General features: G+C 47.3%; 21 protein-coding genes. 10 read left to right on the plus strand and 11 right to left on the minus strand.

What is annotated here, in order from left to right:
• Window positions 1-151: 151 nt before the first annotated feature.
• The 3 genes from I5M27_RS13425 to lpdA form a co-directional block, all read right to left on the minus strand.
• Window positions 152-1,813, minus strand: coding sequence for a T9SS type A sorting domain-containing protein (locus I5M27_RS13425; RefSeq protein WP_200506829.1), 1,662 nt, complete (start codon window positions 1,811-1,813; stop codon window positions 152-154).
• Window positions 1,814-2,024: 211 nt separating this feature from the next.
• Window positions 2,025-3,542 carry a T9SS type A sorting domain-containing protein gene (locus tag I5M27_RS13430; RefSeq protein ID WP_200506830.1) on the minus strand — a complete coding sequence of 506 codons (1,518 nt, stop codon included), beginning with the start codon at window positions 3,540-3,542 and terminating at the stop codon, window positions 2,025-2,027.
• 197 nt (window positions 3,543-3,739) lie between these two features.
• Window positions 3,740-5,131: a dihydrolipoyl dehydrogenase gene (gene lpdA / locus I5M27_RS13435; RefSeq protein WP_200506831.1), complete on the minus strand. Its 1,392-nt coding sequence runs from the start codon at window positions 5,129-5,131 to the stop codon at window positions 3,740-3,742.
• Window positions 5,132-5,345: 214 nt separating this feature from the next.
• Here lpdA and I5M27_RS13440 point away from each other — a divergent pair, with 214 nt between their 5' ends.
• Complete coding sequence (locus I5M27_RS13440; protein ID WP_200506832.1) at window positions 5,346-6,161, plus strand: peptidase associated/transthyretin-like domain-containing protein; 816 nt, start codon at window positions 5,346-5,348, stop codon at window positions 6,159-6,161.
• Here I5M27_RS13440 and I5M27_RS13445 read toward each other — a convergent pair.
• A complete protein-coding gene (locus tag I5M27_RS13445; RefSeq protein ID WP_200506833.1) occupies window positions 6,158-7,429 on the minus strand; it encodes an aspartyl protease family protein in 1,272 nt (423 codons plus the stop codon). The genes I5M27_RS13440 and I5M27_RS13445 overlap by 4 nt on opposite strands.
• A 199-nt stretch (window positions 7,430-7,628) precedes the next feature.
• On the opposite strand from I5M27_RS13445, the gene fabG reads away from it, so the two are divergent.
• From fabG to I5M27_RS13470, 5 genes are all read left to right on the plus strand, one after another.
• On the plus strand, window positions 7,629-8,375 hold the full coding sequence (gene fabG, locus I5M27_RS13450; RefSeq protein ID WP_200506834.1) for a 3-oxoacyl-[acyl-carrier-protein] reductase: 747 nt from the start codon (window positions 7,629-7,631) through the stop codon (window positions 8,373-8,375).
• Window positions 8,376-8,455: 80 nt separating this feature from the next.
• On the plus strand, window positions 8,456-8,743 hold the full coding sequence (locus tag I5M27_RS13455; RefSeq protein WP_234462532.1) for a four helix bundle protein: 288 nt from the start codon (window positions 8,456-8,458) through the stop codon (window positions 8,741-8,743).
• Between the two features lie 93 nt (window positions 8,744-8,836).
• Window positions 8,837-10,918, plus strand: a complete 2,082-nt coding sequence (locus I5M27_RS13460) for a VWA domain-containing protein (protein WP_200506835.1) — start codon at window positions 8,837-8,839, stop codon at window positions 10,916-10,918.
• Window positions 10,919-11,092: 174 nt separating this feature from the next.
• A complete protein-coding gene (locus I5M27_RS13465) occupies window positions 11,093-11,734 on the plus strand; it encodes a hypothetical protein (RefSeq protein ID WP_200506836.1) in 642 nt (213 codons plus the stop codon).
• Between the two features lie 22 nt (window positions 11,735-11,756).
• Window positions 11,757-12,221, plus strand: coding sequence for a peptidylprolyl isomerase (locus I5M27_RS13470; RefSeq protein ID WP_200506837.1), 465 nt, complete (start codon window positions 11,757-11,759; stop codon window positions 12,219-12,221).
• A 257-nt stretch (window positions 12,222-12,478) separates the two neighbouring features.
• Here I5M27_RS13470 and I5M27_RS13475 read toward each other — a convergent pair whose 3' ends face one another.
• The gene (locus I5M27_RS13475) at window positions 12,479-14,176 is read right to left on the minus strand and encodes a dipeptidyl-peptidase 3 family protein (protein ID WP_234462533.1); all 1,698 of its coding nucleotides are present in this window, start codon (window positions 14,174-14,176) and stop codon (window positions 12,479-12,481) included.
• A 174-nt stretch (window positions 14,177-14,350) separates the two neighbouring features.
• On the opposite strand from I5M27_RS13475, the gene I5M27_RS13480 reads away from it, so the two are divergent.
• On the plus strand, window positions 14,351-15,202 hold the full coding sequence (locus I5M27_RS13480) for a hypothetical protein (RefSeq protein ID WP_200506838.1): 852 nt from the start codon (window positions 14,351-14,353) through the stop codon (window positions 15,200-15,202).
• Between the two features lie 83 nt (window positions 15,203-15,285).
• Window positions 15,286-15,981 (plus strand): hypothetical protein, encoded by a 696-nt coding sequence (locus I5M27_RS13485; RefSeq protein ID WP_200506839.1) that lies wholly within the window; start codon window positions 15,286-15,288, stop codon window positions 15,979-15,981.
• A 197-nt stretch (window positions 15,982-16,178) separates the two neighbouring features.
• Here I5M27_RS13485 and I5M27_RS13490 read toward each other — a convergent pair whose 3' ends face one another.
• Together I5M27_RS13490 and I5M27_RS13495 are read right to left on the minus strand one after the other, a co-directional pair.
• A complete protein-coding gene (locus tag I5M27_RS13490; RefSeq protein ID WP_200506840.1) occupies window positions 16,179-16,670 on the minus strand; it encodes a YciE/YciF ferroxidase family protein in 492 nt (163 codons plus the stop codon).
• Window positions 16,671-16,749: 79 nt separating this feature from the next.
• Window positions 16,750-17,289: a YceI family protein gene (locus tag I5M27_RS13495; protein ID WP_200506841.1), complete on the minus strand. Its 540-nt coding sequence runs from the start codon at window positions 17,287-17,289 to the stop codon at window positions 16,750-16,752.
• Window positions 17,290-17,730: 441 nt separating this feature from the next.
• Between I5M27_RS13495 and I5M27_RS13500 the strand changes: the two genes are divergently transcribed.
• Both I5M27_RS13500 and I5M27_RS13505 read left to right on the plus strand, forming a co-directional pair.
• Complete coding sequence (locus I5M27_RS13500) at window positions 17,731-19,494, plus strand: glycoside hydrolase family 3 protein (protein ID WP_234462534.1); 1,764 nt, start codon at window positions 17,731-17,733, stop codon at window positions 19,492-19,494.
• A 25-nt stretch (window positions 19,495-19,519) separates the two neighbouring features.
• Complete coding sequence (locus I5M27_RS13505) at window positions 19,520-19,708, plus strand: hypothetical protein (RefSeq protein WP_200506843.1); 189 nt, start codon at window positions 19,520-19,522, stop codon at window positions 19,706-19,708.
• A 56-nt stretch (window positions 19,709-19,764) separates the two neighbouring features.
• On the opposite strand, the gene I5M27_RS13510 is transcribed toward I5M27_RS13505, so the two are convergent.
• From I5M27_RS13510 to I5M27_RS13525, 4 genes are all read right to left on the minus strand, one after another.
• The gene (locus I5M27_RS13510) at window positions 19,765-20,160 is read right to left on the minus strand and encodes an STAS/SEC14 domain-containing protein (RefSeq protein WP_200506844.1); all 396 of its coding nucleotides are present in this window, start codon (window positions 20,158-20,160) and stop codon (window positions 19,765-19,767) included.
• 205 nt (window positions 20,161-20,365) lie between these two features.
• A complete protein-coding gene (locus tag I5M27_RS13515) occupies window positions 20,366-22,861 on the minus strand; it encodes a TonB-dependent receptor (protein WP_200506845.1) in 2,496 nt (831 codons plus the stop codon).
• Between the two features lie 141 nt (window positions 22,862-23,002).
• Window positions 23,003-24,796, minus strand: coding sequence for a FecR domain-containing protein (locus tag I5M27_RS13520; RefSeq protein ID WP_200506846.1), 1,794 nt, complete (start codon window positions 24,794-24,796; stop codon window positions 23,003-23,005).
• A 206-nt stretch (window positions 24,797-25,002) separates the two neighbouring features.
• Window positions 25,003-26,028 (minus strand): FecR family protein, encoded by a 1,026-nt coding sequence (locus tag I5M27_RS13525; protein ID WP_200506847.1) that lies wholly within the window; start codon window positions 26,026-26,028, stop codon window positions 25,003-25,005.
• Window positions 26,029-26,045: the final 17 nt, after the last annotated feature.

Here is a 26,045-nt window from a genome sequence, read left to right on the forward strand (position 1 = left end):
TGATAAACAGTTGCCTTAGACTGCAAATTTATTTTTTACAATAAAAATCCTCCGTTATTGTTATCAATGAAGTTCTTTTTTATGGAAATCGGTACAAACAGCCAGACAGACCGTTCCTACAGTTTTTGCACCAGAAACCCTAGCGTTTTTTTTATTGCAGCTTGGTGAATTTCAGGGTTTGGATGGTTTTATCCTCTGAAATCAGTTTGGCTACATAGGTTCCGGCGGCATGTTTGTCTGCACTTTGCCAAGTGATCGAATGTCCAGCAGAAGTATTTTTGGGAATTGCAATTTCCTCTATTTGCTGGCCAAGGAGGTTGTAGATGGTGATAGTTTCGGCTTTGGTTGGCTCGTTTAAACGGAAGGTAATTTCATTGCTAAACGGGTTGGGAAAAGCAGTAAGGCTACTTTTGGTATTAAGATTTTCAGAAACGGATAAAGGATTCTTTATGACCTTTACGCCAATTAAAAAATCATTTCTCCCTCTAAACGGACAGAAATTATCGGCCACCCGGATATTAAAGTACCTTACCTGATCACAATTCGGGCTTAAGGTTGCGAGCCAGTTAATGTTGCCAACCGGTTTAGCGGCACTGCTCAGGTTAAAGGTAGCTCCGGGCAGAACGGTAGTTACGTCACTTTCAATACTCAGGATGTCATTCGGATCCTGATCGAAAGTAGTAAACTGCAGATTAAGCACAGAACCCTCCTGAACGGTATAAATACTATCTGCAGGAAAAGGATGACCGGGGATAACGGGTGGCGTAATGTGGGGTAAATTATTTCCGCCGCAATCTTCAATCTTGAATACAAATTCGCGGCGGATAAAGCCAATTTTCTTTATTACCCCGTTAACCTTGCGCCATTCGTTTATCTGCACCGTTACGTAATATTTATTGGTAGTAGAAGCGGCTGTATTGGGGTTATAAGTGGCTGGAATGAAATTTAAGATGCCTAGTTTGGAATTTAATTTAAACCATGGGGTAATCGTCCCGGTTGGCTGGCTTCCCCAGTTAACTAAATAGGATTGAAGCGGAAAGGTTGGAGAGTAATGCGTTCCCAAGTTAGGTGCATAAGCAATTTGCGGATTAGAGGGATTGCTGAATGGTGGATTAGGAGAAGGATTAAACACAATGCTCCCCGCCACTACGCCGTGCGGCTTATAAGTTACCGGCGTATTCGGGCCGGCCAAGGGCGCAACCAGTTCATAGGAAAGCGAATCGCAATCGGGATCAGTAGCGTTAAAAATGTATTGCGCTTGCCTCATATAGCAAAAGAACGCAATCGGGTCGTCCATTGAATTTATCTGCGGAGAGCTATTCAGAATACCGGATTCCAGCTTCAGAAAAGTTTCATTATACATTCCTGCCGGAATAACTACGTTTTCGGTTTGCTGCCTGAAACTATTTCCGTAATTAAAACTAATTACCCAATCGCTGCAGGTTTGCTCTGCGGTACTGAAAGTAACAATTCCCTGGTATTGAACAAGCTGGAAAGCCAGCATTCCCGGGTTACAGTTAAAAGGAGCGGTAGCACAAAAAGGGTTTCTTAAAATGCGGGTATTGGTAAGGTTTAGCGCTATGAAACGACCAGCATTACAGCCCGGGGCTTTAATCTCTATATTTTCTACAGGTCCGGCTGCAGGACCATTACAATCACGGTAAGCATGTAACGTAACCTGGTACGTAGCCGGGGCAATGTTAAGATACGTTATAGTGGAGCTCACCAAGTAACTGGCCTGCACGAAATTAATAAAAGCAGGAAACACCAATAGGCAAATTGTAAAAACGAGCAGGCTTGGTTTTATCTTCATAATCAACAGGTATAACAATTCCCGGAATTAAATGTAGGTTACTTTAGATAAGTCGGGACAAATAGGCAAACCGTTGCCTGTTGTTGTAAAATATTCACCTATACAAAAAGCCTCACCGATTTTCTTCAGGGAGACTAAGGCAAGGCAAACAAAAAGAGACGCTCAAATTGGGCGTCTCTACAGTTTTCCGGGCTAAAACCCTACCGTTTTTCTATTGCAGCTTCGTGAATTTCAGGGTTTGAATGGTTTTGCTTTCTGTAATCAGTTTGGCTACGTAAGTTCCGGCGGCATGTTTACCGGCATTTTCCCAGGTAATTGAATGTTCAGCAGAAGCAGTTTTGGGTATTGCAATTTCGTCTATCTGCTGACCTAGTAAGTTATAAATAAAAATACTTTCGGCTTTGGTCACAGAACTTATTCTAAAATTTACTTTAACAGTAAAAGGGTTGGGATAAACCTGAAAGCTTGCCGCCCCAAAGCAATCCGAGGTAATACCCGTAATATTTCTAACCCGGATCCCGTAAGTATTCGTGAAAGTACCCGGATAAGGGCAGGCCCCATCTATGGCGCTTACGTTAAAGTAATAGGGCTCATCCCGAACATCTGCGGAAGTTGGGGTCCAGCTTATCTGCCCTGAATTCGGACTTTGTCCGGGCGTTGAAGTAAAGGTGGCTTGGGATATTATATTCTGAATATTCGAAACCAGTGAAATAATATTTGATGCATCTAAATCGGAAGCACTGAAATCCAGCGTTATTGTAGCCCCCGGATTCACATCGATGTAAGTATTCGGAGCGATAATCGAACCGTTTCGGGTAGCCGTAAGGGCGGGGGTATTATTCGGATCGCTGAATACGTTTACCATAATACAGCGTTGGATAGTACCGATCAAAGTCATCTGCCCGCTGATTTTCCGATATTCTTCTACTTCCAGCCCAACCATGTATTTATTTTCTGTTGCCCCGAGGCCGGCCGTAGCATTATAAGCGGTTGGTTTAAAAGTAATATTACCGGTGCGGGAATTCAGGGATAATGCCGGGCTGGCAGTAATGGGATCTAAATAGGTAAAACCTGGTGCATAGCCGGCCCACGGACCAAGTGACTGGAGATTATAAACAAGCGAATCACCATCCATATCTATGGCAGCTGTGCTATAACTTATTAGTTGGTTTACATTTGCAAAAATAACTGGGGGGTTAATAAATTTAGGCGCCCTATTTATCATACCTGCTGATACTTTATTTAAAGCTATTGGCTCTATAGCATAAGTCCCCCCCATATTGGCTGCTTCAAAATTACCGAAACCAGTTACCCCAAATTTGGTTTGCAAAGTATGTAAACCTGGAGCCGCTATATTGGCTTTGGGTGTGAACGTAAACTTAACTTCAGCATTCTGGTAATTAAGCGGCCCGGTAGATGTACAAGCTGCTGTAACTGACGAACAAAAAGGATTCCCAAAACTCACGATTGGATTCCATGAATAAGTGTCGTATACCGGCGAACCATTATCGAGCGTATAAGCAACCGGACCTGTCTGGAAACTACCAGGAACCGGATTGCAATTCCGATATAAATTAAATGTAAAACCATGGTCTACCAAGTTAGACGCCGGGGCAGCATAATCATGATAAACAAAATCGTACCCTTGGGCAAAACTTTTACCGGAACTTAGAAGCAAAGGTAGCAAAAGCAGGGCTTTTAAAATCTTTGTTTGGAAATCAGATCTCATTTGGGGGAAGTTGGTGTTAGAATTTAAAATATCCTTTTTGATAAAATATCATTTTAATCAGGCTGCAAGGTGTTAATTTCAACTTGAAATACCTAACACTACACGATTAATCTTTAGAAAACCCGCATAAATAACAAAGCCTCCCCGAATTGCTTCAGAGAGGCTTTAGACTTTTTCGGGCTGAAACCCTAGCGTTTTTACAGGTGAATCACTTCGCCGTAAGCAGCAGCGGTAGCTTCCATAATGGCTTCGCTCATGGTTGGGTGCGGGTGAACGGCTTTGATGATCTCGTGGCCGGTCGTTTCCAGTTTGCGGGCAACTACCACTTCGGCAATCATTTCAGTTACGTTCGCGCCGATCATGTGTGCGCCTAACCATTCGCCGTATTTGGCATCGAAAATTACTTTTACGAAACCGTCTTTGGCACCGGCGGCGCTGGCTTTACCACTGGCCGAGAACGGGAATTTACCTACTTTAATTTCGCGGCCCTGGGCTTTGGCTTCTTTCTCGGTTAAACCTACCGAAGCAATTTCCGGGGAGCAATACGTACAGCCCGGGATGTTGCCATAATCCAACGGTTCCGGGTGGTGACCGGCAATCGCTTCCACGCAGATAATGCCTTCAGCAGAAGCAACGTGCGCTAAAGCAGGACCTTTTACGATGTCGCCGATGGCGTAAACGCCGTCCATGTTGGTTTTGTAGAAATCGTCTACTAATACGCGGCCTTTTTCGGTTTTAATGCCCATTTCTTCCAGCCCTAAACCTTCCAGGTTTGTCTGGATACCTACGGCTGAAAGTACAATGTCGGCTTCAATAACCTGTTCGCCTTTGGCGGTTTTCACGTTCACTTTACAGCCTTCGCCTTTGGTATCTACGCTGGTAACTTCGGAAGAAACCATGATATCGATGCCGGCTTTTTTCAGCGATTTTTCGAGTTGTTTTGATACGTCTTCGTCTTCTACCGGCACAATGTTCGGCATGAATTCTACGATGGTAACTTTAGTACCCAGGGCGTTATAGAAGTAAGCGAACTCCACGCCGATGGCACCGGAACCAACTACAACCATTGATTTTGGCTGGTTTTCCAGCACCATGGCCTGGCGGTAACCGATGATCTTTTTGCCATCGATCGGCAGGTTTGGCAACTCGCGCGAACGGGCGCCGGTTGCTAAAATAATATGGTTGGCTTCTACAATCTCTTTCTTGCCTTCGTTGGTAACTTCCACTTTGCCTTTGCCGGTAACTTTACCGAAACCAACGATATGATCGATTTTGTTTTTGCGGAATAAAAACTGGATGCCTTTGCTCATGCCGCCGGCAACGCCTCTTGAGCGTTCCACCACGGCTTTAAAATCTACTGAAGCATCGGAAACGTTGATGCCGTAATCTTTGGCGTGCGTTAAATATTCGTAAACCTGGGCACTTTTCAGCAACGCTTTGGTCGGGATACAACCCCAGTTCAGGCAGATACCGCCTAATTCCGCTTTCTCTACCACGCCTACTTTCATGCCTAACTGCGACGCGCGGATAGCCGCCACGTAACCGCCCGGACCGCTGCCAATAACTACTAAATCGTATTTCGATGCCATAATTTCTGGATTAATATTTTGCGGGCAAAGCTAAGGGAAATCGGGGATTTCGCAAAACCGGAGAATTGTTGATTGCTGATTGTTAATTGTTGGGTGGTTAATTGGTATTGAGAACGGGTTTTAAAGTAGCGTGTTGTTTTCAGGCGCTATACTTTTAGCCCGAAAAACCATAGCATTTTTACACTTCCGGTTTTTTTCGTAACTTCCTGTAATTATGGCAAAAGTAAAATTACAAATAAACGTTCCGGAGCCCTGCGAACAGGACTGGAACGCGATGATTCCGCAAGGCAACGGACGGTTTTGCGACGTTTGCCAGAAATGCGTGATCGATTTCAGCACCAAATCCGACCGGGAAGTAATTGAAATTTTCAGCCGCAGCAATAATAAAGTTTGCGGACGTTTCCGGGAAGATCAATTAAACCGGAATCTGATCTTGCCGCAACAGGCCCTCATTTCCGGCTGGCGCTTGTTTGCCCTGACTTTTGGAGCTCTTTTCGCTACCGATCTTGCACATGCCCAAACCACCAAGCCGAAACAAGCTGTACTGAAAAACTATACTTCTGCCAAACCTGCGCAGCAAAACTGCAAATTCCTGATGATCAGCGGAACCGTAAAAAACCGTTACGGCGAACCATTGAAAGAAGCGTTTATCGGCTTAAAAAATAAACCCGGCATTCTGGCTTATACAGATAGCTCTGGAAATTTCCGGTTCAAACTTCCGGAAAACTGGATCACCAATTCGAAGCAAAAACGGGTAATTTTAACGTTCAGCCGCACGGGATATCATTTATATGAACAGCCGGTTTCCACGCTCAAAAATCACAGGTTTGCCATTACGCTGGATGCTTTGCCGGAAGAAATGAAAAAGGAAGAAAATGTGGCTGAAATTACAGCTTATGAACCGCCGGTAATTGGCCCTGAAAAAATTAGCACAATTATTACTGGAGAAATTCTTCGTATTCCAACAAGAATAATTGTTACTTCGAAAGACGACAGCTACTACAAAATGAAGCACGACCTGAAAGATTAAATTCTTCGTTTCAGGGTAACTTCTGCATAGATCAATTGCCCGTCGCGTTTTAAAAGCAAATTCATCTTCCGGTCAGGATAGGAATGAAAAATGCGGCTGATCTCGGTTAGGGTATAAGACGAAGCGGAATGAAGGTCCAGCGAAAGCAGTTCATCGCCGGGGAGAATGCCGGCTTCCGCGGCGGCAGAATTTTCGTGTACATTTGTAACGCGGTAAGTCCGGTATTTTGGCGGAACGGCAACCAGGTCGATGCCACACATATCGTATTCAAAAGGCCGGGCCAGCGAAATACGGTTACGTAAATAAAGTTTTTGGTGCGGGTAATCGAAAATAACGGAAAACCGCTTGAATAATTCCAGACCCAGACTGCCGTTCCGGGAAACGGTGGTTTTGGCCTGAATATCCGCCGAATCGGGAAAAGAAGCCAGCACTGCATTTACGGTATAGCGCCCCAGTTTTAGCGCCGGAATGCGGCCCAGAAAACCACTAACGCTGCCCGCCAAACCTACGCCCAAATGCGAACGCAATACTTTTTCCGGTAATTTAATTCGTTTATCGGAGCTGCAATCCAAAGACAAGGCAAAGCCGGCGCCGGTGTCGAGCAGGAGTTTTACGGGTACTTTTCCGGCGTCAGTTTCTATTTCGGTTTGCAGGTAAGGTTTGTTTCCTTCCAGTTTCAAGGGCAAGGCTTCGTGCTTCGGGGGAGCTTTAAATTCCGCAGGCTGGTGCAGGATCAGGTTTAGCTTTTTAAAATCTACCTCTATTACAAAGCTGTTGAAAAAATCGTAGCCCAGAATGCCGGTCACCGGAATGCCAATGTAACTTCCCAGCTGAATTACATCTTCGGAAAGCACCGCGAACGTCAGGTTTTCGGAAGTTACGCCCGGCAATTGAACCTGGAGGTCGGGCGTAAAATAAGCATGCAGATCGGAGCCGGATCCTACGCCTGCAATTTCAAGCGCCGGACCACGGGAAAACCGGATGGAATCGCGCAGGCCGGCGTCGGTAATAAGGGAAGAACTTACGCCCGTATCTACCAGAAAATTGAAAGGCCCTTTTCCGTTCAGCTTCGCTTCTACAATTATTAAATTCCGGTGCAGCTGAAACGGGATCTTTTGCTTTTTCCGGCCTTCGGTAAATTTGAAAATTTGCGCCTGAACCGGAAAAGCAAAAATCAGTAGCAAACCAAAAAGCAGCAGCAAACCCGGGTTTTTGGGGCAAAAACCATAGCGTTTCCGGACTAAAAAATGCGGGTTTTGATCTTGCAAAGCAACTGATTTTTACCGCAATAAATTGCAGAATTGAAAGGGCATTTCCTAGTTTTTCAGGGCGAAACGATAGCGTTTTCAGGTCAAAAACTAAAATTGCCCGGAAGCGGATAAACCGGACAGCCGGAAACGAAAAATAATGATTTGCGAAACTTGTTAAGACGGAGCCGGTTTTAAAAACTTTTTTACCTTTGAGGTTATGAAAGTATTAGAAGGAAAAACTGCTTTAATAACCGGCGCCTCCAAAGGAATTGGCCGCGCCATTGCCCAGAAATTCGCCGATATGGGGGCGAATGTGGCTTTTACGTATTTATCGAGCGTGGAAAAAGGCCAGGCGCTGGAAAATGAACTGAGCGCTGGTGGTGCCAAAGTAAAAGGCTTCCGCTCCGATGCTTCCGATTTCAAACAAGCCGAAGAACTGGTAGAAAATGTGGTAAAGGAGTTCGGCAAGCTGGATATTCTGGTAAACAACGCCGGCATTACCCGCGACGGCCTTTTAATGCGCATGACCGAAGAAAACTGGGATGCGGTGATCAACACCAACCTGAAATCGGTTTTCAACCTGACCAAAGCCGCTACCAAGCACATGATGCGCGCCAAATCGGGTTCTATCATCAACATGACTTCCGTAGTAGGCATTAAAGGCAACGCCGGACAAGCCAATTACGCGGCTTCCAAATCGGGCATTATCGGTTTCACGAAATCAGTTGCTTTAGAATTAGGCTCCCGGAATATTCGTTCCAACGCCATTGCTCCGGGTTTTATTGAAACCGAAATGACCGGCGAACTGGATCAGAACGTAGTAGATGGCTGGAAACAAGCCATTCCGTTAAAACGCGCCGGCACCGTAGAAGACATTGCCAACGCGGCCGTATTCCTGGCTTCAGACCAATCTTCTTACATCACCGGCCAGGTATTGCAGGTAGATGGCGGTATGCTCACTTAGTTGTTCGTTGTTGGTTGTTAGTTGTTGGTGACGCAATAACTTTAAAGGTTTGGAGTTGGTAAATGTAGCACAGGAATTTTATGCAGAAAGCTTATACAACGTTAGAAGTCTGGCAGAAAAGTCGTGAATTAGTAACCATAATCTATCAACTTACAGGTAATTTTCCGAAAGAAGAATTATTTGGGTTAACCAGTCAGATCAGAAGAAGCGCCGTATCAGTTCCGTCTAACATTGCCGAAGGTTGTGTTAGAAATACATCCAAAGACACGCTGCAATTTCTATATATTGCCCGTGGTTCGTTATACGAACTGGAAAACACAACTTTACCTCGCTATAGATGTGAAATATCTGGACCAAACAAATTTTGATACAGGAGTACAACTAATCACAACCTGCAAAAAACTCCTGAACGGTTTCATAAATTATTACCAACAACTAACAACCACCAACTAAGAACCAAATTGGAGCAATTCAGAATTCTGTTAACCCATTCGGCCTGGTTTCTGCCGCTTTGCCTTTTGGTGGGGGCGGCGTACGCCTGGCTGTTGTATTCCAAAAATCCGCTGTGGAGTAAGCAATTAAACTACCTGCTGGCGGCTTTGCGGTTTGTGGTGGTTAGTTTTCTGTGTTTTTTGCTGCTAGGGCCGGTGGTACGTTATTTTTCCAATACCGAAGAAAAACCCGCTATCGTTTTCGCCATCGATAATTCCGAATCCGTTCGGCTTTTTACCGATTCCGTTGCGCTGCGCCAAACCCGCGAAAAACTGGCTGATATCAGTGAAGCACTGCGTAAAAACGGTATCGAAACGACCATAAAAAGTCTGAATGCCACGCAGGTTTCAAACCTGAACGCGATCCGTTTCGACCAGAAAAGTACCAACCTGGATGTGCTGCTCAACAACGTGGCCGAAACCTACGAGAACCGCAATTTAGCCGCCGTAGTGTTGCTTTCTGATGGCATTGCCAACCAGGGAAAATCGCCGGCTTATTCCGATTTTCCGTTCCGGCTTTACCCCGTTGCCCTCGGCGATACCGTTCCGAAACGCGACCTGAGCCTGCCGGCTTTGCAATACAACAAGGTAGCTTTCAGCGGCAACAAATTCCCGCTGGTGGCCGAGATCCGCAACGATGGTTTTTCCGGCCGGAATGCTAGCGTTTTATTAAAAGAAAACGGTAGCATTTTAGAGCGAAAAACCATTGCCCTGCAACCAAACAAGCCTTCGCAAACCGTTACCTTCCAGATCACCGCGGCCCAGCCCGGCAAAAAACACTATGAGGTTGTAATAGAAGCTTTACCTGGCGAATTCACCAGACTCAACAATGCCAAGCACGCTTATTTAGAAGTAGTAAAGGGCAAGCTGAAAGTTTTGCTGGCCGCTGCCGCCCCGCACCCCGATATTAAAGCGCTGAAAAGCGCGATAGAAACCGATGAAAACTTTGAAGTAACGCTTTACCTGCCGGGTATTTATCCGCTCAAAAAATCGGATTACGACCTGGCCATTTTACACCAGTTACCTTCGCGTTTACGCACCGGCTCAGAAGTTTTACAGCTGGTGCAGCAACAGAAAATCCCGGCGTTTTACATCGTGGGCGCGCAATCGGATCTGGCTGAATTCAACAAGCAGCAGGCCGGTGTTTTTATTGCGCCACGCGGCAACCAGACCGACGAAGTGGTTCCGGTGATCAACAGCAGTTTCACGCGTTTCGGTTTTGCCGATAGAGCTGCCGAAGCTTTTAAAACCTACCCGCCGCTCACTGTTCCATTTGCCGATTTCAGATTAAACCCGGCTACGGAAGTCGTTTTGCAGCAGCAGGTTGGCCGTTTAAAAACCGATCGTCCGTTACTGGCCGTTCAAACCGGCAACGAAAACACGAACGGCGTTCTATTAGGCGAAGGCCTCTGGCAATGGCGCCTGAACGAAGCCGTGGCCAACGAAAAACCGGCGCATTTCGATAAACTGATCACCGATCTGGTGCAGCTTTTAACCACCAAGCAAAATAAAAAACGCCTGAATGTGTACCCCGTGCAGGATGAGTTTTTAGTTTCGGAAGATGTGCGTTTCCAGAGCGAAGTTTATAATGCGATCTACGAGAAAATCTACGGTCAGCAGATAACCCTTACTTTAACCGATGAAAAGAAGAAAAGCCGGACTTTCAATTTTGTGAACGGCGAAAACTTCTCGGGTTTGAACGTAGGCAATTTGCCGGGGGGCGTTTATAAATACACCGCTGCAACTACCTTAGATGGCAAACGCGTGCAGGATTCCGGGGAGTTTCTGGTGCAGGATCTGGCGCTGGAAACCTTAACTTCGCTGGCCGATCATAACCTGCTTTACCAGCTGGCGCGCAAAAACAACAACAAACTTTATTACCCCAACCAACTCGAGCAACTTGAAAAAGACCTGTTAGAGACGGATTTTAAAAACGTGATCTACACCCAGGAAAGCCTCAAAGACCTTATCAATCTGAAATGGCTGTTCTTCGTAATTCTGGCTCTGGTTTCAATTGAATGGTTTCTGCGTAAATATTACGGCAGCATTTAAAAAAACAGCTTTTTTTCTGATTGCTGCGGCCTGAAAACGCTATACTTTTCAATGCAAAAAGTATAGCGTTTTTATTTGCCATTATCCGGAAATACTGGTGCCTTACCCGGCAAAGGCGCTTTGGCCGGAAATTCCGTATCTTTGTAAACCAACTATACCTGATCTGCAGCTTTTATGGCCCAACAAACCTTCTTTTTGAATAATGATCCGGCGCAACCGCTAACCTTAACCTGGGGCTTCAACTGGAAAAACCTGAGAATCACCTATCTCGGCGAGGCAGTTGGAGAAATAAATTCAAAAAAGGAATTGCTGCAGGGCCAGGAATTTACCTTGCCTAATAATCAGACCCTTACTGTAAAACTAAAGGGTAGCTTTATGCCCCAGCTCGAAGTGTTGGCCGATCAGCAAGCTCTGAGCGGCAGCGCCACGCATCCCGAGTCGGTTCTGGAGCAGGCTTTTAAACTTTCGGCCATCCTGGGCGCATTAAATTTCGTACTGGGTTTTGTTGCTATTTTCTGGCCGACCGAAGTACTTTTGCGTTTAGGCATGGGTATGGAAACCGTTTTTACCGGTGCGCTGATCATGGCTTTGGCCTACGGCATCAAAAAACGCTCGATGGCCGCGCTGATCGCTTCTATCTGTTTCTGGATCTTAGATTACGGGCTTAGTATTTACTTTGCTTCCCAAAACGAAGGCGCCGTAAACCCGAGCTCCGGTCTTATTATGCGGATGGTTATTGTTTTTACCTTGTATCGCGGTATTGCCGCCCTGAAACAAATCAGGCAGCAACAGGCTGCCATTGAACTTGCAAAATAATTCTTTACAAATTTATACATATATGAAAACTGCGGAAATCATTACCGACAAAGGCACCATGAAAGTAGAATTCTACGAAAAAGATGCCCCTAAAACGGTTAAAAACTTTATCGATCTGGCTGAAAAAGGCTTCTACGACGGCTTATCTTTTCACCGCGTAATTCCTGATTTCGTGATCCAGGGCGGTTGCCCGAACTCCCGCGAAGGCGCGAAAGGCACACCTGGCACCGGCGGACCAGGTTACAAAATAGATTGCGAACTGACCGGCGAAAACCAGTTCCACGACCGTGGCGTGCTATCGATGGCGCATGCGGGCCGCAATACTGGTGGCTCGCAGTTCTTCGTTTGCCACAGCCGTAAAAATACCGCGCATTTAGACCGCGTGCACACCTGCTTCGGTAAAGTGGTTGAAGGCCTGGACGTGATCGACCAGATCAAAGCCGGCGACCGCATTCAGAAGATCACCGTTACAAATGTGGAAGGGTAATTAATGTGTTAATTTTTTAATGTGCTGATGTGCTATTTTTTCACGGGTAGTTTTCAGCCGTTAAAAACCCATTAAAAGTAAAGGCCGGAAAGTTTTCCGGCCTTTACTTTTAATGGGTTTTTCAGTTGATTATCGGGTAAACCAGAGCTGGCGAAAGTGTTCAGCGACAGCGTCACTTGCGCCAGCTAGTACCCGTTATGATTTCATTCTCGCATTCTCGTATTCTCGCATTCTCGCATTTTCAAATCTTCAAATTCTTAAATCCCCAGCACGTCTTTACCTTGCTCAAAGGTAACATCTACCGGAATATTGGCTTTTTGCAGGCGGTCGAGGTCTTTTTGTAATTCCGGACCAACTTTGCCTTGCTCGGTGAAGAGTTTTTTCACGCCTTCGTAGTCGCCGTTGCCTTGCAGGGTAAGCAGAATTTCGGAAAGCTTATTCATAGCCTGCTCCATTTTGGCATAATCTACGCGGTAGGTGCCGGTTTTAGCATCGCGCTGGAAAGCACCTTGTTCGGCAAAATAATTGAACCGCACCATATTAGCTGCCCCGTGCGCCTCACCTGCCCCAAACCGAACGGAACGAATTACGCTGGCCAGGAAAGTGGTGTAATAATCTTTCAGATCGCCTTCAATCATGCCTTTTTTATGGAGTTGCGTGATCATGTATAGTCCCAGAATATCGGCTTTACCTTCTTCAATGCCTGAGCCCTGTTCTTTAAGCGCTTCCCGCACCAGGCCTTTGCCGTTCACGGTTTTCTTGATGCCTAAGCCGTGCGCCACTTCGTGAAACATGGTGGTAGCAAAAAACGCATCGAAAGTTAGGTGTTTGCGCTGATCCTGGGCAATGAGCATGTTCCCGATCGGCATTAAGATTTTGTTGAATTTGGCGCGCATGGCATTTTTGAGTTGCAGCCGGCGCGCGCCTTTTTTCAGTTGTACTTCTTCGTCGTTGGGCAGGTTTATGGCAATGGTTTTACCGCCAGTGTTGGCGTGACCGGCGTAATAAAGCACATCGTAAGCGTTTAAGTCAGCATCGGTGCCTGGTTTTTCTGCCTTATATTTGGCCGGAACCGGTAAGCCTTTCTGCAATTCGGGTAACGTGGCCGCATATTTTTCCAGCTTTTTGCTCCATTCTTTATCTTTCACCAACAAATAAGCTTCGTGCGCGGCTTTATAACCGAAAAGCTTGTCTTCGTAAACCTCGATCGGACCAACCACAAAATCGATGGTATTGGTTTTCATGTCCATCCAGGCAAGGTCGCTAGGCTGGTATTTATCCGTTAACAAAGCATCGGCGCGCAGGGTCAGGTATTTTTTCAGGCCCGGATCTTCAGCTAAAGCAGCGGCTTGTTTCAGTAATTCGGAAGCTTGTTTCAGCTGCGTGGCATACGCAGTGCGGTACGGAATCGTAACAAGCTTACCTTTGGAATCGCGGCGCAGCAAGGTATATTGGCTCGTTTTCTCGGGGAGGTTTGCGCTTTCGAATTCGGCTTTGGTCATGTTGGCCGGGTAGAAATTGGCGCCTTCCGGTTTCTCGCCTACGCCCGGCACAAAGGGTTTATCTTCGTTCAGGCGGTCCCAGGGGCCATAATTCATTTCGATGTAGCGTTTCAGATCGGCATCGGTAGTAGCATTAACCAGCGAATCGTAATTGGTATAGGTCTGCTGCTTGAAAATATCGTCCATAATTTTTGCGCAATCCAGCAGCAGCGGGATCATTTGCTTTTCTTTGGCCGTGAGTTTGCTCAGGTCGGCGGTTAAACGCACCGGTGCGTATTGTTTAATGCGATCGGCTATGGTTGCAGTTTGCACCGTATCGGTCGTGGCGGTGGTATCGGCGGGTAAATTGGCGGCGTTCGGAATTTTTTCGGTTTCCTGTACCGTACGTTTGTTTTCGCAGGCAAAAAGCATGGTTGCAGCCAAGGCGCTGCATAGAAAATGGTTACGGTTCATAAAGGAGATTCTGTAACTAAAAAAAATGATGAACCGGAAATTTAGGGTTTGTAAACCGAAAATGGAAATAAAGCCGGCCGGATATAAAAAATATTTTAAAAATGGTATGTTTCCGGCTTCAAAAAGTAACCTGCAACCTGATTTTCAGGTTTAGAGAATAAACCTTAACCACTTATGCTTTTGAACGAAGATGTACTGAATCAGCCGGTTACGCCTGTTCCGGCGGTCAGCAGACAACGAACCGTAGCGGCTAACAGCACCATTTTATTTCTGCTGGCTTACCTGGTTAGCTACCTCGCCTACCAAATAGCCACCCTGGCGGCCGCATTTTCGGCCCGCATCCCTACCGTATTTCACCTGGGGCACCTCGAATTTAAGATCCCCGACTCCGCCTGGCGTACTGCCGATGTGATCGCGGTTTACGCCGCCGGTCCGGTCGTGGCGCTGGCGCTGGCATTTTTGGCTGGAGTGCTTTTTATGGTTGTCCGGAAGAAAAGAGGGCTGCAAAAAACGTTCTTTCTCTGGACTTTCCTGCACGGCTGCAACCTGTTTTTCGGGGCTTTAATTGCCGGTACCATCACCAAAAGCGGCTTCTGGTTTGCCATTCGGTGGAGCGGTTTCAACGATACGGCGCTTTGGATCATGGCTTTCCTTTTCATTTTTATCTTGCTGGCCATCGGCGTTTTAGCGGCCCCGGCCTTCCTGTTTTCCTGCGATTCTATTTCCCTGATGGAATTTCAGAACCGGCCTAAAATGCTGGCAGCAACGGTAATGTACCCCTGGCTTTTTGGTAGCTTTTTCCTGGTGCTGCTTAAATTCCCGGACCTGCAGTATTACGAATTGCTGCAAATTTTCACCCTGATGCTGATCTTGCTGCCCGTCTATTTTCTGAACCAGCAAAACCTTTTTTCTGAAACCGTGGAAATGCCGAAAAGAACGCGGCTGGCCCAAACTGCATTGGTGCTTTTGGTAATTATGGCGGTTGCTTATCGCTTGCTATTACAACACGGTAGGTTTTTTAACTGAAAAACTGCCTTGTAACTTTTCGGGCGAAATGGAGTTTGATGCAGGTAAGCTATTGCTTCCTTTTAAACTTATTTTCAAAAACTATGAAACCACTTTTTTGCTTCAAAACCATAGCCTTTTCCGCCGCGGTGGTATTTTGTTTAAGCAGCTGCGAACGCACCACCCGCACCGAAACCAACACCGAAGCCACCGACCGCGATACGGTTACCGTTAGCCGCACCGAAACCACTACCAAAACCAAAGCCGACGACGAGGTGCGCGATTTTCAAGACTGGGTAAACGATAAAACCAACCGGGCCGATAGTAATGCCAAAGAAAAATGGCCGGAAGTAAAAGAAGATTTCAAAACCCGCAGTGCGCAGCTTGATGCTAAAATGGACAGCTTTTCTGCTGATACGCGCCGCGAATACGAAGCAGCCAAAGCCCGTTACCAGGCCTGGGAAAACCGCCGCGACACCCGCACCAGCCGCCCGCTCGATAATGCCCATCTCTCCAGCTGGCGCAACACTTTGCTCGGAAATTTCGGCAATTTAAAAACCGTAACGGCAACCAACGTTAAAGAAGTTTACCTCACGTTTATGGGAGCCGTTCGCGCCAAAAAAGCCAACTGGACGCAGGAAGACTGGGATTACGTGGACCAGGTTTACGGAGAACTGAACCAGCGCAAACGCGAGATCGACAATGCCATTTCTACCACCGATGCTGTAAAGATCAAAACCCTGCAGGCCGAATATTTAACCCTGGAGGCCTCGGCCGATGCCCAGGATGTAACCCGGTAATTATTAACGGGATTTGCGGGGCTATAATAAAGTCCCCCTTTGGAGGGGGTAGGGAGAGGACTCACGCATTTCTGAATTAAATTATCGGAAAAACTGGAAATCCTCCCCTACCCCCTCCAAAGGGGGACAAAAAAAAGCCTGCTTCGTTTCCGGAGCAGGCTTTTTTAATTTCAACAATTGCTACTTTAACCCGGAGCTTACATAGCTTGCTGGTTAATGTAATTTTTCGCCAGTTTATTCAGGTTGGTATCGGCGTTTTGTTCTTCGTCTAAGGTAGTACGCAGAATCTTCGCAATATCGTCCATGCCTAAGCGGTCGGCATAATGCGCTGCCGTGCCGTAACCGGAAATTTCGTAGTGCTCAATGCGTTGCGCTTCGGCAATTAAACCGGCGTCTTTCACATCCGGGTCCGCATCTTCGTGAATCATGTCTTCGCCTTCTTCAATCAGGCCTTCCATGGCTTTGCATTTCATGCGTCCCGGGCTGATGCCTAACTTTTCGCAGATCTGCTCAATGCGGGCTTTCTGTTCTTCGGTTTCGGTTAAATGCGCTTCAAAAGCAGCTTTCAGTTTCGGATCCTGCGCTTTTTTAGCCATTTTTGGTAAGGCTTCCAGCAATTGCTTTTCGGCGCTGTAAAGGTCTTTTAGTTGGTGATGAAACAGTTCTTCCAGATTTTTAAGTTTAGGCATAGCTTTATATTTGGGTTTGTATAATTTCTCCGGCTTGCATATACGGGGGCTTCCCTAAAAGCGTTTTATATAATTACAATTACTGCGTAACCGCCAGAATATGAACCTTTACCGTTTTACCCATGGGCGGGAAAGCCGATTTACCAAGGTTATAATCTTTGCGGTTCAGGGTAATATTGCCTGAATACACCACCTCGCTCCCTTGTTGTTCGCGCTGAAAGGGAATGGTTACCTCGTGGGTGCGGTCTTTAATGGTCAGATCGCCGGTAACTTTGTAGCCCTGGGCCGTTTTGGCAAAGCTTTTCGACTGGAATTTTATTTGGGGGTAGCGTTCGGCATCAAAGAATTTTTCTTTCCGGAGATCGGAATCGCGGGCGCGGTTTTCGGTATTTACGGTAGCCGCGTCCACGGTGGCCTGCATATTGCTGGCGGCCAGGTTATTTTCATCGAAATTTACGGTGCCCTGCATGCCCGTTATGGTACCATCTACAGTTCCGCCCATATGGCTTATGCTGAAAGTTACCTTCGACTGGGAAGGAATGATCTGCGCAATAACTAGCTTCCTGCTTCCCAGAGCAAGTAAGAAGCCGATGAGTAAAAACCTTAGAATTTTCTTCATGCCGTAACCCGTATAAAAAACACAACCTGCCTTGCCTTTATACGCACGTTTTTCAACCCTAAACCGGAATTGCCTAAAACCTGGAGCCCTTTACAAAATTTACCGGCTCGTAATCCGTTAGATAATTTCTCCGGAAAGGAATAATATCAGCCTGAAATTTCGGGACACAGGTTTATTTCCGGATATTGCCGGGCCAGATTTTGCCGCCAAAAACGGTATCTTTCCGGCCTGAAAAACCGTAACCCAATTATCTAATTACTTCGCTTCATGTATTTCCTGGTTCCGGTTGGAAGAATGCCTTTTTCGTTTTTCCGCGTTCTTATTTGCTTTTCCATTCTGCTTCTTTCGCTTAGTAGCTGCCGCCGGAAACCGGTTGTTCCCGCAGAAAATCCTAAACCGCAATACCCTAAAACCGCAAAGCAAATTCAGCAGGGTACTTTTATGCAGGCCCTGAATACCGAATCGGAATGGGTAGATTCGGTTTTTAATACGCTCACGCCCGACGAACGCATTGCCCAGCTCATGATTGTGGAAGGTTATTCGAACCAGGGAAAAAAATACGAAAAAGACCTGCAGATGCTGGTAAAGAAATACAAAGTGGGCGGCATCATTTTCTTCCAGGGCGGGCCGATCAGGCAGGCGCGATTAACCAACAAACTGCAGGCCGTTTCCAAAGTACCGCTCATGCTCAGCATGGATGCCGAATCTGGCGTAGGTATGCGCCTGGACAGCGCCGTGCAATACCCGTTGCCCATGCTTTTAGCCGCCGCCCGCACCGATAGCTTTGCCTATAAAATGGGGGCCGAAATTGCGCACGAATTCCGGCGGCTGGGCATGCACCTGAACTTTGCGCCCGTAGCTGACATCAACAACAATCCGGCAAACCCCGTGATCAGTTACCGCGCTTTTGGCGAAAACAAGGAGATTGTAACGGCTAAATCGGTAGCGTTTATGAAAGGCATGCAGCACAACGGCGTAATTGCCTGCGCCAAGCATTTTCCCGGCCACGGCGATACCGATGTAGATTCACATTTCGACCTTCCGGTAGTACCTTTTACCCGTAAACGCCTCGATTCGCTGGAACTTTATCCGTTCCGGGAGCTGATAAAAGAGGGCGTAGGCGGTATAATGGTGGCACACTTAAATATTCCGCTGCTCGACGAACTTCCTAACATTCCGGCAACGCTCTCTTACCCCATAACCACCAAACTGCTGCAGCACGACCTGGGTTATAAAGGCCTGGTAATTACCGATGCCATGGTAATGAAAGGCGTTACCAAATACCACCCCCCGGGCGTGGCCGAAGTAAAAGCCCTGCAGGCCGGCAACGATATTCTGGAGCGTCTGGTAAGCGTGCCGGTAGCGCTGCGCGAAATAAAAGCGGCCATTAAACGCGGCGAGATCAGCCAAGCAGAAATAGACCGGCGCTGCAAAAAAGTGCTAAAAGCCAAGCTTTGGGTAGGCCTGAACCAATATAAACCCATCGAAACCAAACACTTGTATGGCGACCTGCATTCGGCTGAATCGGATAAACTGAACCGGGAATTTGCCGAAGCTTCGGTAACCGTTTTGCGGAACCACAAAAACACCCTGCCGCTTAGCTGGACCAAACTTTACAAAAACAAGACGAAAGTAGCCAGCATTAGTTTTGGAGCCTCAAAGCCTACCGTTTTTCAGAAACTGGCGCAGGAACAGATTCAGGCCCCGGCTTTTACTATTAACCGCAAAAACACCAAAGCCCGCGAGCTGCGCAACCTGCGCAAAGCCCTGAAAAAGTATGACCTGCTCCTGATCAGCATTTACGGACCAAACCTGCGGCCCAGCAACAATTTAGGTTACGGCAAACCCGAAACCGAATTCCTGAACGAACTGGTTAGGTCGGGCAAAGCGGTGGTGCTTTTCTTCGATAATGCTTATTCCTTGCCTCAGTTTGAGGGAATACAAAATGCGCGGGCGCTGGTAGTTGGTTATCAGCAGATCACGCCGGTGCAAAAAGCCGTAGCCAAAGTGGTTTTCGGGCAACTAAAACCGCGCGGCATTTTGCCGGTAACCGTAAATGCGCATTTTAAATATGGCGCCGGCTTAACTTTTCCTATTTTAGCGCCCGCATTGGCAAAACCGGCGCCGGCTAAGTTGATAGCACAGCAACATAAAAAAGCAACGCCCAAAAAAGCCCCAAGCCGGAAAAAAAGTAATTCCCGTTAATCAAGATCAAAAAACAAAAGAGAAAATGAGGATCCGAAAGAAAGTAAAAGTATTACTGCCGCTGGAAGCCGGAAAATTTGTAGCCATGGGCGTTTTTGTGAAAGCCGCCGAAAAAGATAACTGGACCGAAGCCGAAATCCAGTATATAATAGACGAGGTGGTGGAAGCAGATGAAAGCGAAGGCCTGAAGATCCTGCAGGATTACGTGCAGTAGTTTTTTAACCGGAAAACGCTATGGTACAGGCCTTAAAAAGTACTTAAACCAAAAATTTAAGCGCGTTCAATCCAGGTTCTGGCAGAATTCAGATCCTGGAAATATTCTACGGGGTGCGTAAGCTGCGGCCGGATCTTACTCATCATGCTGCTCATGGCCATCTGGTTGAACATATCGTCGGCAATAACCAGGGCCCATTTCTGAATATGGAGGCTTTTGAAAAGCGGCAACCATTCGTTCACGCTCCACTCCTGGTCTGCCTGCCGGATCGCCTTCATTTCCTTCATATTGTTTAGCCACTTGGTAAGGTTGTATTGCCGTGAGATCTGGATGGCAACTGTATTGGCTTCCCGGTATTCATCGGAGTTGGCAAACCCGTGCCACGTTAAAATAAGCAGGCTTTTTTCCGGCTCTATTTCAATGGTAGCAAATGGTTTGTCGAATTGTAGCATGGGTATTTTCTTAATAACCAGATACTGGCTGGATAGTTTACCAAACCGGCTCCGGGCAATAACACTTTTTTAATGTTCAAATATATTTAATTTAGATATCGTGTGCAAATCATTAGCGCTTTCCTTAAACAGTTAGGGCCAAAGTCATAAATAAAAGAAGCCGGCATAAACCGGCTTCTTTGCATTGCAGGAGTATTTTACAGATTTAGAACTCGATACGGTAATTTAAAACCGGTATCAGGCCCGCCTGCGTTGCCATTTCCACGGTGCGCGTGTAGGGGTCGTAATACTGGCGGTACATGTTCAGGCGGTTGCTTACATTCTGAATATCCAGCGACACGATATACGAAGCTTTGGGTTTGTTTTTGCGGTAACTCACGCGCAGGTCCGTCCGGAAATAAGCGTCAGCCTGCCGGGCGAAGGTTTCATTTTCTACGTACACTTCCGTACCTTCCTGCTGCGAGCGTTCCGGGTCAATTGGCGTATAGCGGTTGCCACCGGCCCACACCAGCTTCATATTCAGCCCGATTACGTTGTTTCGGTCTTTGCCCACTTTAAATTCCTTGCCGCCCAGCACATTTAAAATATAATTACCGTTGAAACGCGTGTTGCGTTCTATGCCATCTAAAGCAGTGTATTTGGAATTATAAAGCGAGGTAGTGACCAGGAAATAATAATTATTGGTGAAGAATTTTTCGAGGCTTAGCTCCAGCCCGTAGTTGCGGCCCGTGCCTTTGCTTACCAGGCTGTCAGTAGTGAGGCCTTCTTCGGTGTTCAGGGCCGCGTACGCAGATTTCGGATCGGCGGCTATTGCTACGTCATACAGATCCTGGTAATAAGTTTCGGCTTTCAGGCGCAGGTCTTCGCGCAGCATCAGGTCGTAGGAAAGTACCAGGTGGCGGGCTTTGGCGAGTTCCAGGTTTTTGTTGGCCTGGCTGTAGGTGCCATCGGCCAGCGGTTGCCGGGCAAAGTATGCGGCCATGCTTTCGTGGCGGCTGTGGATGCCGAAACCCAGCCCGATAGCCTGCGCACTGCTCAGGTTCCAGCGCAAACCGGCCCGCGGTTCTACTGAAGTGCTGCCGTTCAAACCCAGCCGCACCAGGTGCAGGCCACTGTTAAGCGTCAGGTTTTCCAGCAGACGGTACTTCCATTGGCCGTAAGCCTGGGTTAAACCGGTATTGCCGGCGTTTTCTACGTAGGTCTGCATTATTTTTTCGGCGTTGCGGCCTTCGCTCATCATATCGAAACCAAGCTGGCTGTAAATGGCACCCAAACGAACGGTATGGCGGGCGCTTAATTTATGATTGTAGAGCACTGAAGCCCGGGCAGCCGTTTTCTGATAATTTTCGTGATAAACCAGGTACGGTTGCAGGTTGGGCATGAGCGAATCGTACTGAAAAGCGCTTTTATTGGCCGAAAGCGATACAATGGTTTCCAGGTATGCGTGCGGATTCAGGAAATAGGTATTACTCACGCCCACGGTACCCATGCCGCCTTTATAAACATTGTTGAAGGCATCGCTGGCTTCCTGCCATTTGTTCACGTCTTTTTCAGCTTCCTGGGCATCGCGGCTTAAACCGCCCAAGCCCCAAACGGTAAACGTGCCGGCTTTTTGGGTAGGCAGGTGCAGCTTAAAGGAAAAATCCTGAAAATCAGGGGCATTATCGCCGGCAATTTTAAAGCCCAGGTTGTTGAGAATGGCCAAGGTAGAATAACGGTAATTCGCCAGGTAAGAGCCTTTATAGCCTTTTTTGAACGGGCCTTCAGCGGCAAAATCTACACCCAGAACCCCGGCCTGAAAGGCGTATTCGCGTTTTTCGTTGTTGCCTTTGCGCAGTTTCATATCAAAAATCCCGCTCAGCGCATTGCCGTATTCGGCCGGGAAAGCGCCGGTATAAAAATCGGAGTTATCGATCATGTTCACGCTCAGCATGCTGATCGGGCCGCCGGAGGCGCCTTCCTGGGCAAAATGGGTCGGGTTTGGTACTTCAATGCCCTCGATACGCCATAGAACGCCTCTCGGCGAATTACCCCGCACCACAATTTCATTGCTCATATCGTCGGTAGCGGCTACGCCGGCAAAACTCTGAGCGGCGCGGGCCGGGTCGTTCATAGCGGCAGCGTAATGCCTGGTTTCTTCTACGGAAATACTGCGGGCGCTCAAAGTAGCCATTTCGTTTTGCGGACGGCCTTTTTCCTGCTGCGCCTTTATCACGACTTCCTGCATTAACCGAATATTTTCGGCCAAACCAACCGTGAGCACCAGTTCTTTGCCCGAACCCAGCAGCAATTCCGGGAGGGTTTGTTCTTCGTAGCCCAGGTAATTTATCTTTAAAGTATGGCGGCCTACCGGCACTTTTTCGATCTTGAAATTGCCGTCGGCATCGGTTACGCTGCCTTTAACCGGATTGGTACTGATCACCGCTACCGACACCCCGATGAGCGGCATCTGCGATTCCCGGTCCAGCACTTTGCCGCGAATGGTTTGGGTCAGGTTCTGGGCACTGCTTAAAAAGGGCAATCCGAAAAAAAACAAGAAAAAAGCTGCCAACAGCTTCGTTTGCACTTTTTTAGCCCGAAACCCTAGCGTTTTTCCGGATTTATTTTCGAACTGGCGCTGGTATTCCTGCTGGGCTTTTTTCCAACCGGCGTTATAGTCCTGCACGTTTATTGGGGTGGTTGTTTTGCTTGGCTGATTCATAGTTTAGCAGTTTTTTTAGGCAAAAGGATAGCGTTTACCGCTGAAAAGCGGCTTTAAAAGTTTAAAACAAGTTTTTGGATTAGGTTCTAGAAGGTAAATGAATAAGCTGGCGCAAGTGGGAAGCGAAAGCGCCAGGGATATTTAAAAACGCACGCCGGCATTAAAACCGATCCACATTTTTACATTGGTGCCGCCGGCGGAAGTGTGATCGTAAAAGGTTTTGGTTACAAGTTGCGAACCCACTTCCTGCAATTCCGGCTCCTGGTAGCGCGACACGAAAACGTTGTACACCGGTCCGCCAAAAAGGGCCAGGCGATTGGTTATTTGTAATGTAGCCAACAGGCGGAATTTATTGAGCAGATTCAGCTCATCTGCTTCTAAAATGCCTTTCGGAAATTTTTCAAAGCTTTCTTCAATTACATTGTAAGCCACCAGGTCGGTATTGATGCGGAAGTGTTTGGCAACCGGCCATTCAGCACCCAAACCAATGGAGTAAGCCCAGCGCTTTTTATCGTTCAGTTCGGCGCTTAAACCGGCCAGCGTGTAGAAACGCTGCACCCCGATCTTGTAAGTAAAGTTGGCGTCAAAATCATCGGCTATATAAAATTCTGCGCGTTTGTAACCGCCTTTTTTAACGAAGTTGAACAACCCGATCGGTACGCCGGAAACGCTGTCGGCAATGTTAATGACCGAGATCTGGGTGCCCTGCACTACTTTGGCTACGTTCAGAAAACCCGAAGCCTGCAAACCGGAAACGGTATCGGCGATGTTGAGAAAGCCAGCCAATTGGGCGCCTTCTACGTTTTTAGCCAGGTTCATGTACCCTGCCCCCTGCACGCCGTGCACGTTTTTGGAGATGTTGAGAAAACCGGCAAACTGCGCACCTTTCATGTGGCCGTCGGCAATGTTCATGTAGCCGGCAAACTGCGCGCCTTTTACGTTGCCGTTGGCCAGGTTAAAAAAACCGGCAAACTGTCCGCCGTTCAGGGTGTAGCTTTCGTTGCGTTCTTCGGCCAAATAATACAGTTCAGGGCTGTTGCGCGTAATGTTAAAGAAGCCGGCATACTGCAAACCGCTCACATAGCTTTTCTCCACGTTCCCGAAACCCGAGATTTCCAGCCCTTCCAGACCTGCAGCCGTGCCTAAAATGGCGTGCGCCGAAATATTATTCACGTATTTGTTGGCCTGGGTGCCATTGGTGCTGAGGGGCGGCACAAAACCAACGTGATAGTTGCGGGTTAAAACGGTATCGGAATTTTCGGCGGCTTTTTCGTTTTGCAAACGCAGGGCGGCCAATTTGTCGAGCCAGGTTACTTTTTTGCCTTCCATTTTAAAGACCGTGAGGGTGTCGTACACATTTTCGTCGGCGGGCAGAGCAGTTTTAGCGGCCGGAAGCATAGCGTTTTGCGGGGCTTCTTCGGCAACTCTGGCTATGGCAGGCGTTTCGCTTTTCGCTTTCGGATGCTCTTTGGTTTCCGCGGCTTCCGGCTTTGGGGTTTCTGCGGCAGCTATATTTTTGGCGGGGGATTCCGGTTTGGTTTCGGCGGGTTTTATGGTGGTTTTGGCTACCGTTTTAGGGGCGGATACCTGCTGAAAAGTGGTGGTTTTGGGTTTGTTTTTCGGAAAGCCTTTTTTAATAATGATCTGCCCGTTACTTTGCTTGTAACCCAGATCGGTTTTCTCCAGCAGCACGTCCAGCACTTCCGAAAAAGATTTGTTCTTGATTTCGGCGGTGAAGCGGGTTTTAGCCGGCAGCTCGTTGTTGAGGTACGAAAACCGGTAACCGTATTTTTTCTGAAGCTGCTGCAAAACCTGCGGCAACGTGGCGTTCTCTACCTTTATAGATATTTTTGTGTGCAGGTTTTGCGCAAAAAGGGTATTGATGGTAAAGCTCAGGCAAAGTATTCCCGTAATGAAGAATTTTAGCGTTCTCATTAGAATTATTTTAATTTTTTAAAGTCGTTTGTTTTTAGATCTTGTTTCTATTGCCCGTTTTAAATGGGTGAGTAAATGGCAAATGGTATTTTCGGCAAATTTCCGATATTCCGTAGGCGAAAGCAACCGGCAAAGAATGTTCAGACTTGTAAAATCCTGCCCTTTTTAAAAGCTTTTCTTCACCTGGCTGCCAGCTGGAACGTGGCTTAATTACATCCTTTACCGTTTACCAGGTATTTTTCGCCTTGCTTCGTAATAGTTAAATTCCCCGTCATGGTTAGAATATCGAGCACCTCCTGCAGTTCCGGTTCCTGGAAGGATGTGGTAAAGCGGCAGTTATTCAAAGCCGGGTTCTGAATTTCAATTTCAATGTTAAAGTAGGTTTCCAGTTCGGCGGTTATTTGTTCCAGGCGCTGGTTATTGAAGTTCAGCTGTTTGGTTTTCCAGGCCTGGAAGTTTGGTTCGGCTATTACTTTTTTGGCTGGTTTTGCTACCGTTTTTTCGCCAATTACGCCCTCCTGGCCGGGGGTTAAGAAAACAGCATCGTCGGTTTCGGTTCTGGCAAAGGCCACTTTACCGGTTACTACCTGCACTTTCACTTCTTTTTTATCGTAAGCCCGCAGGTTGAAACTCGTACCGATCACTTCGGTTTTGGTGCCCTGCGCAAAAATGGTGAAGCGTTTTCCTTCGGCTTTGGCTACTTCAAAAAAAGCTTCGCCGGTTAGTTTTACGGTGCGGTTCTCTTTCTGAAAATTCTCGGGGTAAGCAAACGTACTGTTCTGGTTTAAACTCACTTTACTGCCATCGGCTAGCATAATGGTTTTGGTTTCGTTCGCAGCGGTAGTTACCTCGGTCCAGTGGTGGCTAGTGGCACGGGTTATAAAATAAATGCCGACTAAAATGAACAAGGCAAGGGAAGCGGCAATGCCGTAAACCGCGCTCAGAGGCATTTTCCGGACCACCGGCGCTTTCGGTTTGGCCGTTTCCGGCATTTCGCCCGTTCTGGTTTGCACCTTGAGTTGGAAACGCTGCCAGCCTTTTTCTACATCAGGTTCGTAACCGGTTTCGGGCAAAGCAATGCCGGCCCAGACTTTTTTGGTCTGTTCAGCTACCGTTTCTGCTTCCGGATCCTGTTCCCGTTTTACACGGAGCCAGGTTTTATCTGCTTCTGCGGCATTTCCGCTTACTTCTCTGGCTAATTTTTCCCAGAAATCTTGCCCGTTTTTTTCCATTTATTTTTGCATATACA

This window comes from Adhaeribacter terrigena, assembly GCF_016623615.1.
GTDB classification, from domain to species: domain Bacteria; phylum Bacteroidota; class Bacteroidia; order Cytophagales; family Hymenobacteraceae; genus Adhaeribacter_A; species Adhaeribacter_A terrigena.

Bases quoted from the DNA above. Each gene is read 5' to 3' on its own strand.
- I5M27_RS13425 (WP_200506829.1), bottom strand. From the start codon at position 1,813: ATGAAGATAAAACCAAGCCTGCTCGTTTTTACAATTTGCCTATTGGTG.
- I5M27_RS13430 (WP_200506830.1), bottom strand. From the start codon at position 3,542: ATGAGATCTGATTTCCAAACAAAGATTTTAAAAGCCCTGCTTTTGCTA.
- lpdA (WP_200506831.1), bottom strand. From the start codon at position 5,131: ATGGCATCGAAATACGATTTAGTAGTTATTGGCAGCGGTCCGGGCGGT.
- I5M27_RS13440 (WP_200506832.1), top strand. From the start codon at position 5,346: ATGGCAAAAGTAAAATTACAAATAAACGTTCCGGAGCCCTGCGAACAG.
- fabG (WP_200506834.1), top strand. From the start codon at position 7,629: ATGAAAGTATTAGAAGGAAAAACTGCTTTAATAACCGGCGCCTCCAAA.
- I5M27_RS13455 (WP_234462532.1), top strand. From the start codon at position 8,456: ATGCAGAAAGCTTATACAACGTTAGAAGTCTGGCAGAAAAGTCGTGAA.
- I5M27_RS13465 (WP_200506836.1), top strand. From the start codon at position 11,093: ATGGCCCAACAAACCTTCTTTTTGAATAATGATCCGGCGCAACCGCTA.
- I5M27_RS13470 (WP_200506837.1), top strand. From the start codon at position 11,757: ATGAAAACTGCGGAAATCATTACCGACAAAGGCACCATGAAAGTAGAA.
- I5M27_RS13475 (WP_234462533.1), bottom strand. From the start codon at position 14,176: ATGAACCGTAACCATTTTCTATGCAGCGCCTTGGCTGCAACCATGCTT.
- I5M27_RS13480 (WP_200506838.1), top strand. From the start codon at position 14,351: ATGCTTTTGAACGAAGATGTACTGAATCAGCCGGTTACGCCTGTTCCG.
- I5M27_RS13485 (WP_200506839.1), top strand. From the start codon at position 15,286: ATGAAACCACTTTTTTGCTTCAAAACCATAGCCTTTTCCGCCGCGGTG.
- I5M27_RS13490 (WP_200506840.1), bottom strand. From the start codon at position 16,670: ATGCCTAAACTTAAAAATCTGGAAGAACTGTTTCATCACCAACTAAAA.
- I5M27_RS13495 (WP_200506841.1), bottom strand. From the start codon at position 17,289: ATGAAGAAAATTCTAAGGTTTTTACTCATCGGCTTCTTACTTGCTCTG.
- I5M27_RS13500 (WP_234462534.1), top strand. From the start codon at position 17,731: ATGCAGGCCCTGAATACCGAATCGGAATGGGTAGATTCGGTTTTTAAT.
- I5M27_RS13505 (WP_200506843.1), top strand. From the start codon at position 19,520: ATGAGGATCCGAAAGAAAGTAAAAGTATTACTGCCGCTGGAAGCCGGA.
- I5M27_RS13510 (WP_200506844.1), bottom strand. From the start codon at position 20,160: ATGCTACAATTCGACAAACCATTTGCTACCATTGAAATAGAGCCGGAA.
- I5M27_RS13515 (WP_200506845.1), bottom strand. From the start codon at position 22,861: ATGAATCAGCCAAGCAAAACAACCACCCCAATAAACGTGCAGGACTAT.
- I5M27_RS13520 (WP_200506846.1), bottom strand. From the start codon at position 24,796: ATGAGAACGCTAAAATTCTTCATTACGGGAATACTTTGCCTGAGCTTT.
- I5M27_RS13525 (WP_200506847.1), bottom strand. From the start codon at position 26,028: ATGGAAAAAAACGGGCAAGATTTCTGGGAAAAATTAGCCAGAGAAGTA.